This is a genomic window from Chitinophaga chungangae (assembly GCF_017742215.1).
Classification (GTDB): Bacteria; Bacteroidota; Bacteroidia; order Chitinophagales; family Chitinophagaceae; genus Chitinophaga; species Chitinophaga chungangae.
In genome coordinates, this window is sequence record NZ_JAGHKP010000003.1 from 918,053 (window position 1) to 933,043 (window position 14,991).

Here is a 14,991-nt window from a genome sequence, read left to right on the forward strand (position 1 = left end):
CAAAATAATATGCTTCGCCCCACTGTAACGAACGATGACAATTATCTGTCCAAGATCATCAAGTACATTCCCGCAGAAGTAATCGCCGTCTACACCGCCGCCGCCGGCATATTAAAACCGGTAGGCGGAGAGGCCATAAATCTTTCGGCATATAAAGTAACGGTGATCATTATCCTGGTGCTGACGCCCATCTGGACCTATTTTGCGGTGATAGACAAACCAACGTCTTTGCCTGAAGAGCCCAAACCCGTCAAACGCGCGGTATTTCACGCTATTATCGCGACCATTTCTTTTATCGTATGGCTATTCGCTATCGGCGATATGCTTTTTATAGCGTGGTGGTGTGAGATAAAACAAATAAAATGCCTGTACGATGCAAAAGTGGCTTCCCTTGTGCTGATACTTTATACAGGTCTTATCGTTCCCTTGCTGGAGCGTATCGTGCTGGGCAAACCCGTTCCTCCCAAACCATACAAACGATCGCTGATAGACCCTACCGCGCAAAAGATCATCGATACGTGCGGAGATAAATTTGAGGATCACAAATCGGACTGCAGCGGCTTCGCCACAGCCGTCGCAAAAGAATTCGGGATCATCTTTGCCGGCAATGCGGATAGCATCGTGACGCAGATCCAGGGCGCAGGGTGGACGAAACTGGACAATGGCGTGGCCGCCAAAGGCAAGGCAGACGCCGGTTGGTTCGTTGTGGCGGGATTAAAATCTTCCGATCATACCCCGCCCCGCAACAACGGCCACGTAGCGATTGTGGTCAGCGGCGGGCTTGCCCACGGGAAATATCCCACCGGCAGCTGGGGCACATTGGGAGGCGAAGGGAGTTTGAACAAGACATTAAATTATGCCTGGAATACGAACGACAGGGATAATGTGCTCTATTATTGCAGACAGGTGCCGTAGTTTGGATATAATAGAAGGGCTGCCTCATCGACCGTGAGGCAGCCTTTTTTATTGCTCCTTTTTGTGCCAATGTTTCGGTCAAAAATCAGTTCTGCAGATTTATTCCGCCTCACCTCTTGCAGACGGCCTTCCGAAAGCGTATCTTCAACGGTCGGCACGAACGCCGCAAAAGCCCTTAAACAAACGAATGACCGTGAACATACCTCTCATCAGCAAGCCCGCGCTTGCGCTGCTCTTTTTGATAACTGCCGCCACGGCAACGGCGCAACAGCGCCCCAATATCGTCATTATCGTGTCAGACGATCATAGTTTTCAATCTATCGGCGCATATGGCGGCCCATACGGCGCTTCGCCGAACATCGACCGCATTGCCCGCGAAGGCGTGGTGTTCAACAAAGCGTACGTCACCAATTCGATCTGCGGCCCCAGCCGCGCCGTGATCCTGACGGGCAAATACAGCCATAAGAACGGCTTCAAAGACAACGAACATTCTTATTTCGACAGCAGCCAGTACACGTTTGTAAAAGATCTTCAGAAAGGAGGCTACCAAACCGCCTGGATCGGCAAATGGCACCTGGAAAGCACGCCCACCGGCTTTGATTTCTGGAAGATCTTGCCCGGCCAGGGCCAGTATTTCAACCCCGATTTCCTCGTCATGAACGGCCGCCGCGAAAAAATAGAAGGATATGCCACCAACATTATTGAAGACGAAGCGGAAAACTGGCTGGACCGCCGCGACACTACGCGCCCTTTTTGCCTCGTCATCGGGCATAAAGCCCCGCACCGCACCTGGCACCCCGATACAACCGATCTTGGGCGGTTCGATCATGTGAATTTCCCGGTGCCGGACAATTATTTCGATAACTACGAAGGCCGCAAAGCGGCGCAGGTGCAGGAAATGAGCGTGGCGAAAGACATGCTCCCCGGGTACGACCTGAAAATGCTTTCCTACAGCAAAAACGGCAAGGAACCGGCGGTAGAACGCATGAACCCCGCCCAGCGCGCGAAGTTCGACGCCTATTACAAGCCCATCGAAGCCGATCTCCGCGCGCGCAACCTGCAGGGAAAAGAACTGGCGGAATGGAAATACCAGCGGTACATGCGCGATTACATGAGCACCACCGCCTCGCTGGACCGGAACATCGGCAGAGCGCTCGATTACCTGGACCAGCATGGCCTTTCCCGAAATACCATTGTAGTGTACATCAGCGACCAAGGTTTTTACATGGGCGAACATGGCTGGTTCGACAAACGGTTTATGTACGAAGAATCTTTCCGCACGCCGATGGTGATGCGTTATCCGGGCGTGATCAAACCGGGCACGGTGAATAAAGATCTTGTGATGAACCTCGACGTTGCGCCCACCATGCTGGATGCGGCGGGACTTCCGGTGCCGGCCGAAGTGCAGGGCCGGTCTATTCTTCCGCTCTTCCGCAAGCCCGCCGCAAAGGGCCGCGACGCGCTTTATTATCACTATTATGAAAATGGCGAGCATGCCGTTTCCCCGCACTTCGGCATCAAAACCGACCGCTACAAGCTCATCAGGTTCTACAAACGCGTGGAAGGCTGGGAATTGTACGACCTGCAAAACGATCCGAAGGAAATGCGCAACCTCTACGGTAAAAAAGGATACGAAAAACTGGCCGCCGGCCTCAAAAAGCAACTGAACGCACTGATCGCTCAGTATGAAGATACCGACGCGGTGGAAGTGCTGAAAAAGGAATTATAACTGGACTACCGGAGATAAAAAGTTTGGCTGAACGCACCGTTCGCCGCTACGTCCCAGGCTTCTACACGCACCCATTTCCGGCCGGCCAGCTTGCTGTCGATGTTGAAAGTTTTTTCGCCGAACGCCTTCGTGTCGCGCAGGTCGATCTTTTCACGGTAAACTTTTTCGCCGTCGCCGGAAATGATCTCTATAAAATTCATCGGGAACGTCCAGCGAAGGCTAAGCACGATATTGGCGATACCTCCCGCCGGCAGTTGCAGGCTGTCACCGGAAATATGCCCGTTGATCTTCAGCGACGGCATCAGCACTTCGCCCGTGGTGCCGAAAAAACGGCCGTGCTGCATGGCGTCGAGAATGGGAAGCCAGCTGTCTTTGTATGCGGGCAGTCTGTCGAGCATGAGATAATTCACGTTCATGTGCGCATACATCTCGTTCTGCGGCGTGATGGTGAACAGGTCGGCCTCGCAGATCACCGTTTTTTTAACGCCCCAGTTGTTCATATCGTCCATCAGGTCCAGCACCCGTAAGCCCAGGCGCGGCTGTGAAAGGTCCGCCGGCATGGCTTTCCAGGCGGCGCCCATAAATCGGTCCGATAAAAAGAATTGTTCGTGGTTGTAAATGTCCGGCGTATTCACGGAGCCTTTTGTGCGGGGATGCGCCGTCCATGCAAGGCCTTTTTCATCTTCCAGCAGGCGCAGCATTTCTTCTTTGTTGCCGATGTGATATACTTTTCCATAACCCGGCTTTTCTTCCACGTAAGGCGTTCCCTGTTTGCGGGACATCACCCAGTACACCGGCTTCGGAAAAATATCCAGCCAGTGCCCGCCGAAAAATTCATTCGGTTCTTCCCCCGGCAGCAATAAAAATTCCCCGTCCGATTGTTTTTCACACAGATCAAAAAGCGCTTTCAGCTGCGGCAGCCGCTTCTCGTCCGGCCCGCGCGGATCGGCGGTATAATGGAATTCCGCAAGGTGAACGATGTCCACGCCCATATCCTTAAACACTTTCACGAATTCGGGATGCTCGGGCACCGGTTTCCCCGCCATCATCACTTTCATCACGAATTCGTTGTGGAAGTGGCTGGACATGGTTTTGAAGCCCGGAAGCTCCGCGTATTGGTCGTTGTTGGTGAATTTTTTAACGGCAGACAATGCGGCCGCGTCGTTCTCCGCGCTCAGCAGGCAAAAGAAATTCAACCGCTGTTTTGTACCGGGAGGGGCATTGAACCAGGGCACAAAACGCCGGTCGCCCTGCAGCTCCTGCCTGATACCAACGCCGTAGCCGTCTACCATATGCCGGTAACCGCTGCCATGCCAGGTAAATTCCAGGTTAAACGCTTCGTCGAGCGGGTAAAAATATTGATGCGGCGGCGGAAACACCGCCATTGCGCCCTGTTCGCCAGAAACCACGATGCTGCGGTATTTCACGGCTTCGGGGCGCGCAGGCGAACTCGCGTTTATTTTCGTTTGTACGAGGCTGTCGCCCGTATTGATCCAGGAAACCTGTTTCCAGTCGGGATTTTTGCTGGTCATGCCCGCGTCGAACACGATCGCTTTGGCATCTTTTTCGGTGGTAAGCACCGCCGCGATATTGAATAAAGGACTGCCGTTATAAAAAGTGATTTCAAGCGAGCCGGTGAAAGTTTCGGCAGACATCGGCCCGACGCTTACGATCGTGCGGCTGCCTTCCGTTCTTACGGACGCGGATGTTTTTTTAAGCGATACGGGGTAAGATTGATAAGGCCTGTTCGGTACCTTGTCAAAAAAAATGTTCCACCTGTTTTGGGAAAGCAGGTCTCTTTTGCCGACGGTCAGCACAAAAGCGGGGTCTGTCTGCGAAGTGATCTGCTGATTTCCAAGCGAAACCGTTTTAAAGAGCGGTCGGCTGGATGCCAGGTCTAAAACGATTTTGCCTTGGGAGGAAGGACCTGCCGGCCAGGCGATTTCGAGCAACTGGCCGCGCTGAATGGCGGTCGCACCATTGGAAGGTTTGAATTTTTTCAGGTCAACTTTTACCTGGGCCATGGCAAAAGTGGCCACCAATAAGGAAATCACGGATAATACGGAGAACTTCATGACGCGGTTTTGTGGATTTGCTCCCCAAGATAATTTTTTGAATTGAGGAATCAAAGTTATTCACACGATCCGCAGTCTCCGTCAAAACGTTGAGTTATTTTTAAGATTGTTTACATATACGCGATGGCATCGATCTCCACCAGGTAGTCTGGATGACCGAGGGCCGCCACTACCAGGACCGTAACGACCGGGGGCGGCGCCGTTTTGCTCATGAAAGGCTGTGCCGCTTCGAAACCGGCACGCAGGTCGTTGCCCTGCACCGCGCAGATCGTGAGTTTTATCACGTTGTCGAACGTAGTGCCGGCAGCGGCCAGCACGGTGGCGATGTTTTTCATCACCTGTTCCGTTTGCGCCTTAAAGTCGTTCCCGCCAACGGTTTCGCCTTTTTCATTCACGGCGTTCTGACCGCCGATGTAAATCGTTTTTCCGGGGCCTTCGGTAACGATCGCCTGGGAGAAAGCGGGCGACCTGAGCATCCCTTCGGGATTGAGAGGTTTGACTGTCATGATACAGCAGTTTTCAGGTTTGTTTTTTCGTGCAAACTTTACAGTTCGTCGTCCCTTTCCTTTGTAATGGTTTTGTTCACTTCCACAGGATCGTCAGGCCCCGGCGGGAACAATTCCTTCCGGTCGCGGCGGTTTCGCCGGATAAAAAATACGACCAGCGCGATGGCGGCCAGTACGATCAGCATTAATAACATGATATCGGGGATGCCCATGGTGAACGGTTTAGGAATACCTCCCAAAACCGGTGCCATTTCACGGCCGTTTTTCCCTTTTATGCAAAAGATTTTCCCGAATTGATAAACCCGGGGAGAAATTGATCCCTAGTTTCGCGTCAGTTTTCAACTATGAACTGGAAAAAGATATTCGGATGGCTTCATCTCTGGCTCGGCCTCATCGCCGGGCTGATCGTTTTTATCGTGGCGGTTACCGGGGCAATTTACGCCGTTCAGCCCGAGATATCCAATATTACAGAGCCTTACCGCTTCGTAACGGTTGAAAACAAACCCTTTCAGCCCGTGACGGTCCTCCAGGCCGCCGCGGAAAAACGTATGGGCGGAATGAAAGCGTTCCGTATTCTTTACGGCGAAAGGGAAAAAGGCGAGGTGCCCATTGTACAGTTCTTCCGCCGCGAGCCTTACTTCTATCACAACGTTTACGTCAATCCCTACACCGGCGAGGTAATCAAAGTGCTCGACCGGCAGAAGGAGTTCTTCAAATTTATCCTCGACGGGCACATGAACCTCTGGTTGCCCCAGAAGATCGGTCACCACGTCGTCGGTTACGGTACGCTGGTGTTCCTGGTGATCATTATTTCAGGCATCGTGTTGTGGTGGCCCCGCAACGTCGCCCGCCTGAAAAGCAGCTTCAAGGTGAAATGGGGCGCCTCGCCCAAACGGCTTAATTACGACCTGCATAACGTGTTCGGTTTTTACGCCAGCTGGGTGATCATTTTCGCAGTGCTCACGGGATTGGTATGGAGCTTCAAATGGGTGAGCGATGCGGAGTTCTGGCTGTTCAGCGGCGGAAAGGCGCGGCCTGTTGCCGTGTTAAAATCGGACCGGGCCGCCGTGAAAGACAGCAGCGTGATCAACCGTTCCTTTGAAAAGGTAATGGCCATGTACCCCGGCGCGGAAGGCTACAGCGTTACGATCCCGGCGAACGATTCTGCCGTGGTCGCCTGTCGCGCATACCCCAGCGGCAGCCAGTATTACAACGGCAACTATCATTATTTCGACCAGCATACGGGCGCCGAAATAGCCGTGAATTACATGGGCAAATATGAAAACGCGTCGATCGCTGAAAAGGCCTCGCGCATGACCTACGACATTCATGTGGGCAGCATTTTCGGCATTCCCGGCAGGCTGCTCATGCTCCTGGCCGCGTTGATCACCGCTTCGTTGCCGGTAACCGGTTTCCTCATCTGGTGGGGTAAAAAGAAGAAAAAGAAGAAAGGCGCGAGCCCCGGTTATTCATACCGCACACTCACTCTCAAAGCCCGCAGCCCGCTCAGTCCCTGCAGGTCTTCCAGCTCCAGCTCTTCCATTCCCGGGTCGATGGCGCCGCTTTCCTGAAGGTACTGGATGTACGGCAGATAATCTTCCACATCTCTTTTATTGAAATAGATCAGCGCGATTTTCCCGGGCTGGGTAAGCCTTTCGCCGGTATTGCGCACATGTACCTTGTCGATGCGTTTTTTGATCATCTGGTAACGGATGTTGTACGCGCCTTCCACGTCGAATTTTCTTTCATCCGTCCGGAAACTGATATCGATGGGATGGTTGTGCACGAAGATGAGCTGCGTGGTTTCCAGTTCCACGGGCAGCTCCGGCAGCAGCGAACGCGTAAGCCGGGCGATAGCGGCCATGGACGACAATTGCCAGAGGCGCAGGTGTTCCAGGTGGAAATGGTCGAAGGGCTGCGCCGGAGAAATGGACTGCCCGATGTAAATGTCGTATTCGATGCCGTCTGTTCTGAATTTTTCGAAATAGCAGGGGTACGACTGCTGCAATTTTTCTTTTTCCTGTTCGAAATACGCGTTGATGGCCGTGTTGAGCTTTTGCATGGAAACCTCCAGCGCGTAACGGTTCTGTTGTGCCGGCCCGTCAGGCTGCCGCACGACGTGCAGGAAAGCGGCGATGCTGTCTCGCGCGGCAGGCGTTTGCACCGAAATATGCTGCAGGTAGGAAATGATCTCTTCGTTCAGGAAATAATTGAGATTGGCTTCCTCCGTGGCGGGAAGCAGCCCTTCTTCGATCGTTTTTTGCCACTTGCGGTTGTGGAAGATCATTTCATCGAGTATCACGGACTGGTGATGCTGCCCTAAAGCTGCCAGCGTGCCGGAAAGCAGCAGCAGGTGCGCGCGCAGGTCGGCCAGCGCGGCCTTGTTCCTTTCCATCGTGGAATTACGGATGTCGATGGCGCCGTACAGTGGGTACACCTGCTCGAAACGGATGGGCTCGGTTTCCACGGACAGGTTTTTCTTTTTGTAATGCAGGATATGCCATGCGGCTTCGTTGAACTTCCATTGCACTGCCGGTTGTATGAAAGTGAATTTTTCTTTGATGATGTTTTCCAGCTCAAGATTAAACTCGTCGATATAGATCTGCATCAGCTGCGCGATCGGCGCGATGGCAGGCTCCAGCAGGGCCAGCGTTTTTTCATCGAAGCGGTCGTTGCCCCAGGTATGCATGCCCAGCACGCCCACGGCCTTTCCCTGGTAAAATACCGGCGTTAGTGCCAGCGAACGCACGCCCAGCTTGCGGAACATTTGTACGAACGATATTTTTTCCAGCGCTGTGTCCTCCAGGTCCGTGGAAAAAAATGCATCCGGCCGCGCGGAATAGGCCGCCACGTTTTTGGCGAACTCGTCCGGCGTAAAGTTGTTTTCACCCCAAACGGAAAACAGGATGCCGGTGCCGCTTTTTTCATAACCGAATACGCCGCGGTTGTTCACCCGTACAAAAGGGAAAAGGTCGAACTCGATCTTTTCGTTCTGCACCAGCGTTTTCAGCGACAATACCACATCGTCGTACCCTTTCCTGCTTTCGCCGGGAAGGGCCGTCAGTCTTATGTTCCGGATGTTCTCCACCGCCTGCGTGGCCGTAACGTCCGTGGCCGTCACCACCGAAATGCCCCTGAACCGGAAACGTTGCAGCGGCAGGATGTGCTCCAGCGCGGCAAAACCATCAGGCCCTGAAAGCAGCGCGTGCAGCTGGTTGGTGTCCAGCTCGGGAAGTTCGCCTTTTACGCTCACTTCCAGGAAATCGGCGTTCAACGCGGTATGATAATAACGGTACAACCCGGAGGATTCCTGCTGCCAGGCGTGTGTTTGACCCACTTTCACCGGCGCATGGAAATTGTACAGCCTTTGCAGGATAAGAGCGTACACGAGCTTCAGCCGCTCCACCTGGTATTCCTGCGGCGTTTTGGAGATGGTGAACTCTTCCGGCCCCCTGAAATTGCTGGTCAGCATATGGTAAATGGGCGCGGTGCCGTAAAAAAGGATCGGTTGAAGCGGGAACGCGAGGCCCCATGCCACTTCGTTTTCAGACGAAAGGGTAGGGGAAAGCACGGCGTAGAGATATTCCAGCAGGTCTTCGTAACGGTGAATGTCTTCCAGCGCGATATCGTCCTCCACGCCCGGTTTTTCCCGGAAACGTTCCAGCACGGTGTTGTAAAAATTCTTTTTCAGGCCTTGTTCTTCGGCCGCCCGTTTTTCGATGTGCGCCATAAACGGCCGGAACGAAATAGCAGCGTCTACCGCCAGTGTAAACGCCCTGTTGCCGGAAATATCGAGAATGGTTTTTTCCATGGAAAGGAAGCCAGGTTAAATGTTGCATGAAAATAAGCAATTCCTGTTAATGAGGGGCGGGATTGACCGCGTACGCGACATTCCGGGGCATACCGCCGCATTTACGGCCGTAATTTTTTGCACGGAAGCTTTGACGGCCGGGTTTGTTTTATTATTTTTTACGCCGGAAACTCACAACCGCATCCCTGCATGAAATTATTCCACGCATTATTGCTGCTTGCCATTCCCGTTAAAAGCCAGGTGCTGCAGGCAGACAGCTTCTTTACCGTTCCGGCCGCTTACAAAGGGCAATACGGCAATTACCGCAACCCGCTGAAGTTTTACGATGGAAGGCCGGTGAAAACGGCCGCGGACTGGCAGCGCCGCCGCAAAGAAATACTGCAGACCTGGCACGATAAAATGGGCCGCTGGCCGGCTGTGGACACGACGCAAAAATTACAATACATCGATTCCGCCAGACGCGAAAATTTTACGCAATATCGGGTACGTTACCGTTGGACGCCGTCCGAATGGACGGAAGGATACCTGCTGGTGCCGGACGTTCCGGGTAAAAAGCCTGCCGTGATCGCCGTGTATTACAATCCCGAAACGGCCGCAGGCCTCGACGATAAAAAAGACCGCGATTTCGCGCTGCAACTGGCCCGCAGGGGTTTCGTAACGCTGTCGATCGGTACTACGCAGGCCACCAAAGACCAGACCTTTTCGTTGTATTACCCCGGTATTCAGCACGCCTCCGTGCAGCCGCTGTCTATGCTCGCATACGCCGCGGCCAACAGTATTGAGGCCCTGGCGAAAGAACCCTTTGTGGACGCATCGCGCATCGGCATCATAGGGCATTCCTTCGGCGGCAAATGGGCTATGTTCGCATCGTGCCTGTACGAAAAATTCGCCTGCGCCGTGTGGTCCGATCCCGGTATCGTGTTCAACGAATCGCGGGCCGGCGTGAATTACTGGGAGCCCTGGTACCTTGGCTACACCCCGAAACCTTGGCGGAAAAGAAGTTTGATCTCTGCTGAAAACCCCGCCCGCGGCCTGTACCCGCAGCTGGTAAAAGAAGGGTTCGACCTGCACGAGCTGCATGCATTGATGGCGCCGCGCCCATTCCTCGTTTCCGGCGGAGCGGAAGACACGCCCGCGCAATGGGTAGCGCTGAACCATACCATTGCCGTGAACAGGCTGCTGGGTTACACAAACCGCGTAGCCATGACGAACCGCGCGGAACATTCGCCGAATGCGCATTCCAACGAACAAGCCTTTCAATTCCTTATTTATTGTCTGAAAAAATAACAGCATGCACAAATTTTCAAAGATCATTCTTGGTTTATTGTTCCTGGCAGCCGCCGCTGTGGCGCAGCCGGTGGAAACGGCGGTGAAGGTGGTAGTGGCGCCCGATCATGCGGACTGGCTGTACCATACCGGCGAAAAAGCAAAGTTCACCATCACCGTTTTGCGGAACGGCAACCCGGTAAAAAATGTAAAGGTGGATTATGAAGTGGGCGCGGAGAAGATGAAGCCCGTCATCAAACAAACCGCCACGCTTGCTAATGGCAGCCTTACGTTAGAAGGCGGAACGCTGCGCGAACCGGGTTTCCTGCGCTGCACGGTAATTGCCGAAGTGGACGGGAAAACTTACAAACGCCTCGCCACCGCGGGTTACGACCCGGAAAAGATCAAGCCGACGGTAGACAATCCCGCGGATTTCGACAGCTTCTGGGAAAAAGGCAAAACGGAGCTTTCCAAAATTCCTCTCGACGCAAAAATGACGCTGCTGCCCGAGCGCTGCACCGAAAACGTGAACGTGTACCACGTAAACCTCCAGGGTTACGGTCAGTCGCGGCTGTACGGCATCCTGTGCCTGCCGAAAAAAGAAGGTAAATATCCAGCCGTGCTGCGTGTGCCCGGCGCCGGTATCAGGCCTTACATGGGAGATATGGCAAAAGCCGAAGCCGGTGTGATCACTTTCGAGATCGGTATCCACGGCATCCCGGTGAACCTCGATCCCGCTGTGTACACCAGTCTTTCCAGCGGCGCGCTCAGCGGCTACCAGATGTTCAACATGGACGATAAAGACCGTTTCTATTATAAACGCGTTTATCTCAATTGCGTGCGCGCGAACGATTTCATCGCCAGCCTTCCCGCGTACGACGGTCAAAACCTCGGCGTGCAGGGCGGCAGCCAGGGCGGCGCGCTTTCTATCGTTACCGCCGCGCTGGACCCCCGTGTAAAATATCTCGCCGCTATGTACCCCGCGCTCAGCGACGTGACCGGCTACCTGCACAACCGCGCCGGGGGATGGCCGCATGTGTTTTACCGCCGCAACGAAGACCGCAAGGACTTTATCGCTACGGCAGGTTATTACGATGTGGTGAATTTCGCGCGCCGCGTTAAAGCAGCCGGCCGCTACACCTGGGGCTTCAACGACGAAACCTGCCCGCCTACGTCCATGTACGCCTCGTATAACGTGATCACAGCGCCGAAGGACCTGTCGCTGTACCTCGAAACCGGCCACTGGGCTTATCCTGACCAGCACGAAGAACAAAATGGCTGGTTGATTGGTAAGTTGAAAGGGAAGTAATCTTTAATTGTTTTGGTCAATAGAAAAGGGGCAATAATCCGTTTATTGCCCCTTTTCAGGCTTATACAGCCGTTTATTTGGAAAGAAGTCAGAGGTTGTTGAGCGCCAGCCAGGCCATTAAACCGGAGCCGATCTCAAGGCTTTTTTCGTCGAGGTCGAACGTGGCGGTGTGCAGGCCGGAGGTGATGCCGCGTTTTTCATTGCGCACGCCGAGCCGGTAAAAACACGCATCCGCGATCTGCGAATAAGACGCAAAGTCTTCCGCGGCCATCCAGATGGGCAGATCCACCACGTTTTCCTTCCCCACAAATTCTTCCGCGAGCGCCCGCGTGCGCGCCGTCAGTTTTTCTTCATTGATCAGCACCGGGTACCCCACGGTGATGTTCACTTCGCATTTCCCGCCCATGCTTTCCACGATGCTGCCCGCCATGTCTTTGATCCTGCGGTGCGCTTCAAAACGCCAGGTTTCGTCCATGGTGCGGAAAGTGCCGTCTATCGTCACTTTATCGGGTATCACGTTGTGCGCGCCATTGGCGATCACGCGGCCGAAAGACAATACGGAAGGCACGGTGGGATTGGCGTTGCGGCTTACGATCTGCTGCAGCGCAACGATCATGTGGCTGGTGATCAGCACCGGGTCGATGGTGGTGTGCGGCATGGCGCCGTGGCCGCCTTTGCCTTCCACGGTGATGTAGATCTCGTCTGCGCTGGCCATGTACCTGCCCGGGCGAAGCCCGATCTTGCCGGTTTCCAGCTCGGGCATTACATGCTGGCCGAAAACGCTTTGCGGCGTGGGGTTTTGCAGCACGCCTTCACGGATCATCATGCTGGCGCCGCCCGGCGTGCATTCTTCTCCCGGCTGGAAAATAAACTTGACGGTGCCGGAAAATTCCTGCTCCAGCGATTTAAGAATCGCTGCCGTGCCCAGCAACGAAGCGGTATGGCCGTCGTGCCCGCAGGCGTGCATCACACCGGGCGCGGCGGACCTGTATGGCACGTCGTTCAGTTCCTGGATGGGTAGCGCGTCCATATCGGCGCGCAAGGCCACCACTTTGTCCGACGGGCTTTTTTTACCCTGCAGCAGGGCCACCAGGCCGGTGTTGGCCATTGTTTCGTATGAAATGCCGATCGCGTCCAGTCTTGATGCAACGTAGGCCGCCGTCTTGTTTTCCTTAAACGAAAGCTCGGGGTGAGCGTGCAGGTGCCGCCTGGTTTGCACGGTGTTTTCGTACAAGCGGCGGGCTTCTTCCCTGATCCTTTCTTTTAACATATCCGAATCAAATTTTATCCTTCTCGAGGAACGCCTTTACGAACGCATCGTCCGTCAGTTGCGGATATGCGGCCGTTACGCGGTCGATCTCTTCCAGCTGGCCCGGGGAAAGGGTTTCTTCCGGGTCCAGGCACCAGGTGCCTTCCAGGAGGCCCTGCCTGCGGAGCACTTCGTGTATCCCGGCAATGGAGCCGGCGAAGGCATGGGAAGGATCAAAGAGCGCGGCGTTCATGTCTGTAACGGCAATGCCCGTACGCAGCGCGTCCTGCGGGCTCATATGGCGCAGGTCTTCGAACAGCGCGGCTACGCTGCTGGTCCAGACGGACCAGTGGCCGAGCAGCCCGCCGGCGAACCTTTTTTCTACCGTTTCGCCGTTGATGCTGAAACGGTAGGTGGTCAGCAGGTCGGGCACGATGTTGTCGTCGTTGCCCGTGTAAAGCGCTATTTGCTCCCTTCGGGGAGAACTGCATACGGCACGCACCACGTCGAGGGTCTGGTAGCGGTTGAACGGGGCCGTTTTGATAGCTTTTACGTTCGGGATGTTCGCCAGCCTTTCCCAGAAATGGTAACTCAATATACGGCCTCCTACGGAAGGTTGAAGATAAAATCCGAAAACGGGTATTTCCTGTGCAACGGCGGTAAGGTGATCGATCAGCTGGTCTTCGCTCAAATGCTGCAAACCGCCGAGGCTTACCAACCCGAGATGGTAACCAAGACCAACGGCCAGGCGGGCTTCTTTCAGCGCCTGTTCCGTTGGCCCGCAAACGCCGGCCACTTTGATGAACGGGCGGTTCAGCTTTGATTTATCGATTTCTTCGGCGGCCAGCCGCAGTACGGTTTCGTAAAGGTTGACGGAAGGATGGCGGATGGCGAATTGCGTGGTATGCACGCCCACGGCCACGCCGCCCGCGCCCGCCGCGATGTAGTAACGGGTAAGCCTGCGCTGCCGCGCTTCGTCGAGCCGGCGCCCGGCGGTGAGCGCGAGGGGATGGGCCGGGATCACCGTGCCGGCGTAAAGCAGTTGTTCTATGGAAGAATGCATGGTTTGGGAGTGATTTTTTGAACGTCAGGTTAAAATGGTGCGGCTAGAATTTTCCCGCCCTTTCCTGGAAGTGCGTGGGTTTCTGAATGGTGGCGCCGCCTTGTTGGTACCATTCGGCGGTAAGACCGATCATTTGCAGCAGGCCTACTTTCGGGTAGCCGAACAAACGGAAACTTTCCGCCGCATTGCTCAGCAGTGCGGTGGGCTGTTCTTCGTTGATGAACTGCGGCGTTTTGTTCATGATTTTGCCGAACTGCTCCGCGATCCATCGTACGGGAGCGGTTTCCGGCCCGGTGATGTTCAGGAATTTCGCGGGCGCGCTGCAATGATGAAAGCTACGCAAAGCCATTTCGTTCGCATCGCCCTGCCAGATCACGTTTACGTGGCCCATGCGCAGGTCGATCGGTTTTTCCCCCGCAACGTTCTTCGCGATCTCCAACAATACGCCGTAACGCAGGTCGTTCGCGTAATTGAGCCGGTAAACAAGAATGGGCGTGCCGTATTTGTTGGAAAAATGTTCGAATACGCGTTCGCGGCCGAGGCATGACTGTCCGTACTCGCCGACAGGCGCGGGCGGCGTGTTTTCGTCTGCCCCGCCCGAAAACACCGGGGTGAAAGGATAGACGTTGCCGGTGCTGTACACCACGATCTTCGAGTTTTTATATTTCTCCGCCACACGGCCCGGCAGGTAAGCGTTCATGGCCCAGGTAAAAGCTTCTTTGCCCGTGGTGCCGAATTTGGTGCCTGCGAGATACAGCACGTTCGGCGCATCGGGCAGCGCGGCGAGGTCGTTTTCGTTCATCAGGTCGGCGGCAATGGTTTCCACGCCGTAAGAGGCGAGCTCTTCCTTCAATCCCGGTTCTGTAAGCCGCGATACCCCAATTACTTTGCGCGGGACGCCGGAAAGGTCAACCGCCTGCCGCGCCAGCCTGGCCAGGCTCGGACCGATCTTGCCGCCGACGCCCAGAATCAGGATGTCTCCCTCCAGTTTCGCAATATCGGCCACAAGGGCAGGAGAGGGCTGTAATAATCTGTCTACGGTGGTCTGAACATTTTTCATGGAACGAA

General features: G+C 54.7%; 12 protein-coding genes. 5 read left to right on the forward strand and 7 right to left on the reverse strand.

The genetic code is table 11. From position 1 onward, the window contains the following. Window positions 1-9: 9 nt before the first annotated feature. A complete protein-coding gene (locus J7I43_RS18095; RefSeq protein ID WP_209147261.1) occupies window positions 10-915 on the forward strand; it encodes a hypothetical protein in 906 nt (301 codons plus the stop codon). Window positions 916-1,102: 187 nt separating this feature from the next. Continuing rightward, the gene (locus J7I43_RS18100; protein ID WP_378108777.1) at window positions 1,103-2,644 is read left to right on the forward strand and encodes a sulfatase family protein; all 1,542 of its coding nucleotides are present in this window, start codon (window positions 1,103-1,105) and stop codon (window positions 2,642-2,644) included. A gap of 5 nt (window positions 2,645-2,649) precedes the next feature. Here the strand turns inward: J7I43_RS18100 and J7I43_RS18105 are convergent, their stop codons facing one another. The 3 genes from J7I43_RS18105 to J7I43_RS18115 form a co-directional block, all read right to left on the reverse strand. Beyond that, window positions 2,650-4,719, reverse strand: coding sequence for a CehA/McbA family metallohydrolase domain-containing protein (locus tag J7I43_RS18105; protein WP_209147263.1), 2,070 nt, complete (start codon window positions 4,717-4,719; stop codon window positions 2,650-2,652). A 110-nt stretch (window positions 4,720-4,829) separates the two neighbouring features. Beyond that, entirely contained in the window at window positions 4,830-5,225 is a 396-nt protein-coding gene (locus tag J7I43_RS18110; protein ID WP_209147264.1) for a RidA family protein, read from the reverse strand. Window positions 5,226-5,263: 38 nt separating this feature from the next. Then, window positions 5,264-5,476, reverse strand: a complete 213-nt coding sequence (locus J7I43_RS18115; protein ID WP_209147265.1) for a FeoB-associated Cys-rich membrane protein — start codon at window positions 5,474-5,476, stop codon at window positions 5,264-5,266. A gap of 93 nt (window positions 5,477-5,569) precedes the next feature. Between J7I43_RS18115 and J7I43_RS18120 the strand changes: the two genes are divergently transcribed. Further along, complete coding sequence (locus tag J7I43_RS18120) at window positions 5,570-6,796, forward strand: PepSY-associated TM helix domain-containing protein (protein ID WP_209147266.1); 1,227 nt, start codon at window positions 5,570-5,572, stop codon at window positions 6,794-6,796. On the opposite strand, the gene J7I43_RS18125 is transcribed toward J7I43_RS18120, so the two are convergent. Next, entirely contained in the window at window positions 6,691-9,036 is a 2,346-nt protein-coding gene (locus tag J7I43_RS18125; protein WP_209147267.1) for a GAF domain-containing protein, read from the reverse strand. The genes J7I43_RS18120 and J7I43_RS18125 overlap by 106 nt on opposite strands. 189 nt (window positions 9,037-9,225) lie before the next feature. Between J7I43_RS18125 and J7I43_RS18130 the strand changes: the two genes are divergently transcribed. Together J7I43_RS18130 and J7I43_RS18135 are read left to right on the forward strand one after the other, a co-directional pair. Continuing rightward, a complete protein-coding gene (locus tag J7I43_RS18130) occupies window positions 9,226-10,323 on the forward strand; it encodes a prolyl oligopeptidase family serine peptidase (protein WP_209147268.1) in 1,098 nt (365 codons plus the stop codon). A 4-nt stretch (window positions 10,324-10,327) separates the two neighbouring features. Continuing rightward, the gene (locus J7I43_RS18135) at window positions 10,328-11,611 is read left to right on the forward strand and encodes an acetylxylan esterase (protein ID WP_209147269.1); all 1,284 of its coding nucleotides are present in this window, start codon (window positions 10,328-10,330) and stop codon (window positions 11,609-11,611) included. A gap of 88 nt (window positions 11,612-11,699) precedes the next feature. On the opposite strand, the gene J7I43_RS18140 is transcribed toward J7I43_RS18135, so the two are convergent. Genes J7I43_RS18140 through J7I43_RS18150 form a run of 3 tightly spaced genes read right to left on the reverse strand, consistent with a single transcriptional unit; the run spans window position 11,700 to window position 14,983 of the window. After that, complete coding sequence (locus tag J7I43_RS18140; protein ID WP_209147270.1) at window positions 11,700-12,881, reverse strand: M20 metallopeptidase family protein; 1,182 nt, start codon at window positions 12,879-12,881, stop codon at window positions 11,700-11,702. A gap of 7 nt (window positions 12,882-12,888) precedes the next feature. Next, on the reverse strand, window positions 12,889-13,923 hold the full coding sequence (locus J7I43_RS18145; protein WP_209147271.1) for a dihydrodipicolinate synthase family protein: 1,035 nt from the start codon (window positions 13,921-13,923) through the stop codon (window positions 12,889-12,891). 43 nt (window positions 13,924-13,966) lie between these two features. Next, window positions 13,967-14,983: an NAD-dependent epimerase/dehydratase family protein gene (locus J7I43_RS18150; protein ID WP_209147272.1), complete on the reverse strand. Its 1,017-nt coding sequence runs from the start codon at window positions 14,981-14,983 to the stop codon at window positions 13,967-13,969. Window positions 14,984-14,991: the final 8 nt, after the last annotated feature.

Coding starts and splice junctions, on each gene's coding strand:
- J7I43_RS18095 (WP_209147261.1), top strand. CDS start 10: ATGCTTCGCCCCACTGTAACGAACGATGACAATTATCTGTCCAAGATC.
- J7I43_RS18100 (WP_378108777.1), top strand. CDS start 1,103: ATGACCGTGAACATACCTCTCATCAGCAAGCCCGCGCTTGCGCTGCTC.
- J7I43_RS18105 (WP_209147263.1), bottom strand. CDS start 4,719: ATGAAGTTCTCCGTATTATCCGTGATTTCCTTATTGGTGGCCACTTTT.
- J7I43_RS18110 (WP_209147264.1), bottom strand. CDS start 5,225: ATGACAGTCAAACCTCTCAATCCCGAAGGGATGCTCAGGTCGCCCGCT.
- J7I43_RS18115 (WP_209147265.1), bottom strand. CDS start 5,476: ATGGCACCGGTTTTGGGAGGTATTCCTAAACCGTTCACCATGGGCATC.
- J7I43_RS18120 (WP_209147266.1), top strand. CDS start 5,570: ATGAACTGGAAAAAGATATTCGGATGGCTTCATCTCTGGCTCGGCCTC.
- J7I43_RS18125 (WP_209147267.1), bottom strand. CDS start 9,036: ATGGAAAAAACCATTCTCGATATTTCCGGCAACAGGGCGTTTACACTG.
- J7I43_RS18130 (WP_209147268.1), top strand. CDS start 9,226: ATGAAATTATTCCACGCATTATTGCTGCTTGCCATTCCCGTTAAAAGC.
- J7I43_RS18135 (WP_209147269.1), top strand. CDS start 10,328: ATGCACAAATTTTCAAAGATCATTCTTGGTTTATTGTTCCTGGCAGCC.
- J7I43_RS18140 (WP_209147270.1), bottom strand. CDS start 12,881: ATGTTAAAAGAAAGGATCAGGGAAGAAGCCCGCCGCTTGTACGAAAAC.
- J7I43_RS18145 (WP_209147271.1), bottom strand. CDS start 13,923: ATGCATTCTTCCATAGAACAACTGCTTTACGCCGGCACGGTGATCCCG.
- J7I43_RS18150 (WP_209147272.1), bottom strand. CDS start 14,983: ATGAAAAATGTTCAGACCACCGTAGACAGATTATTACAGCCCTCTCCT.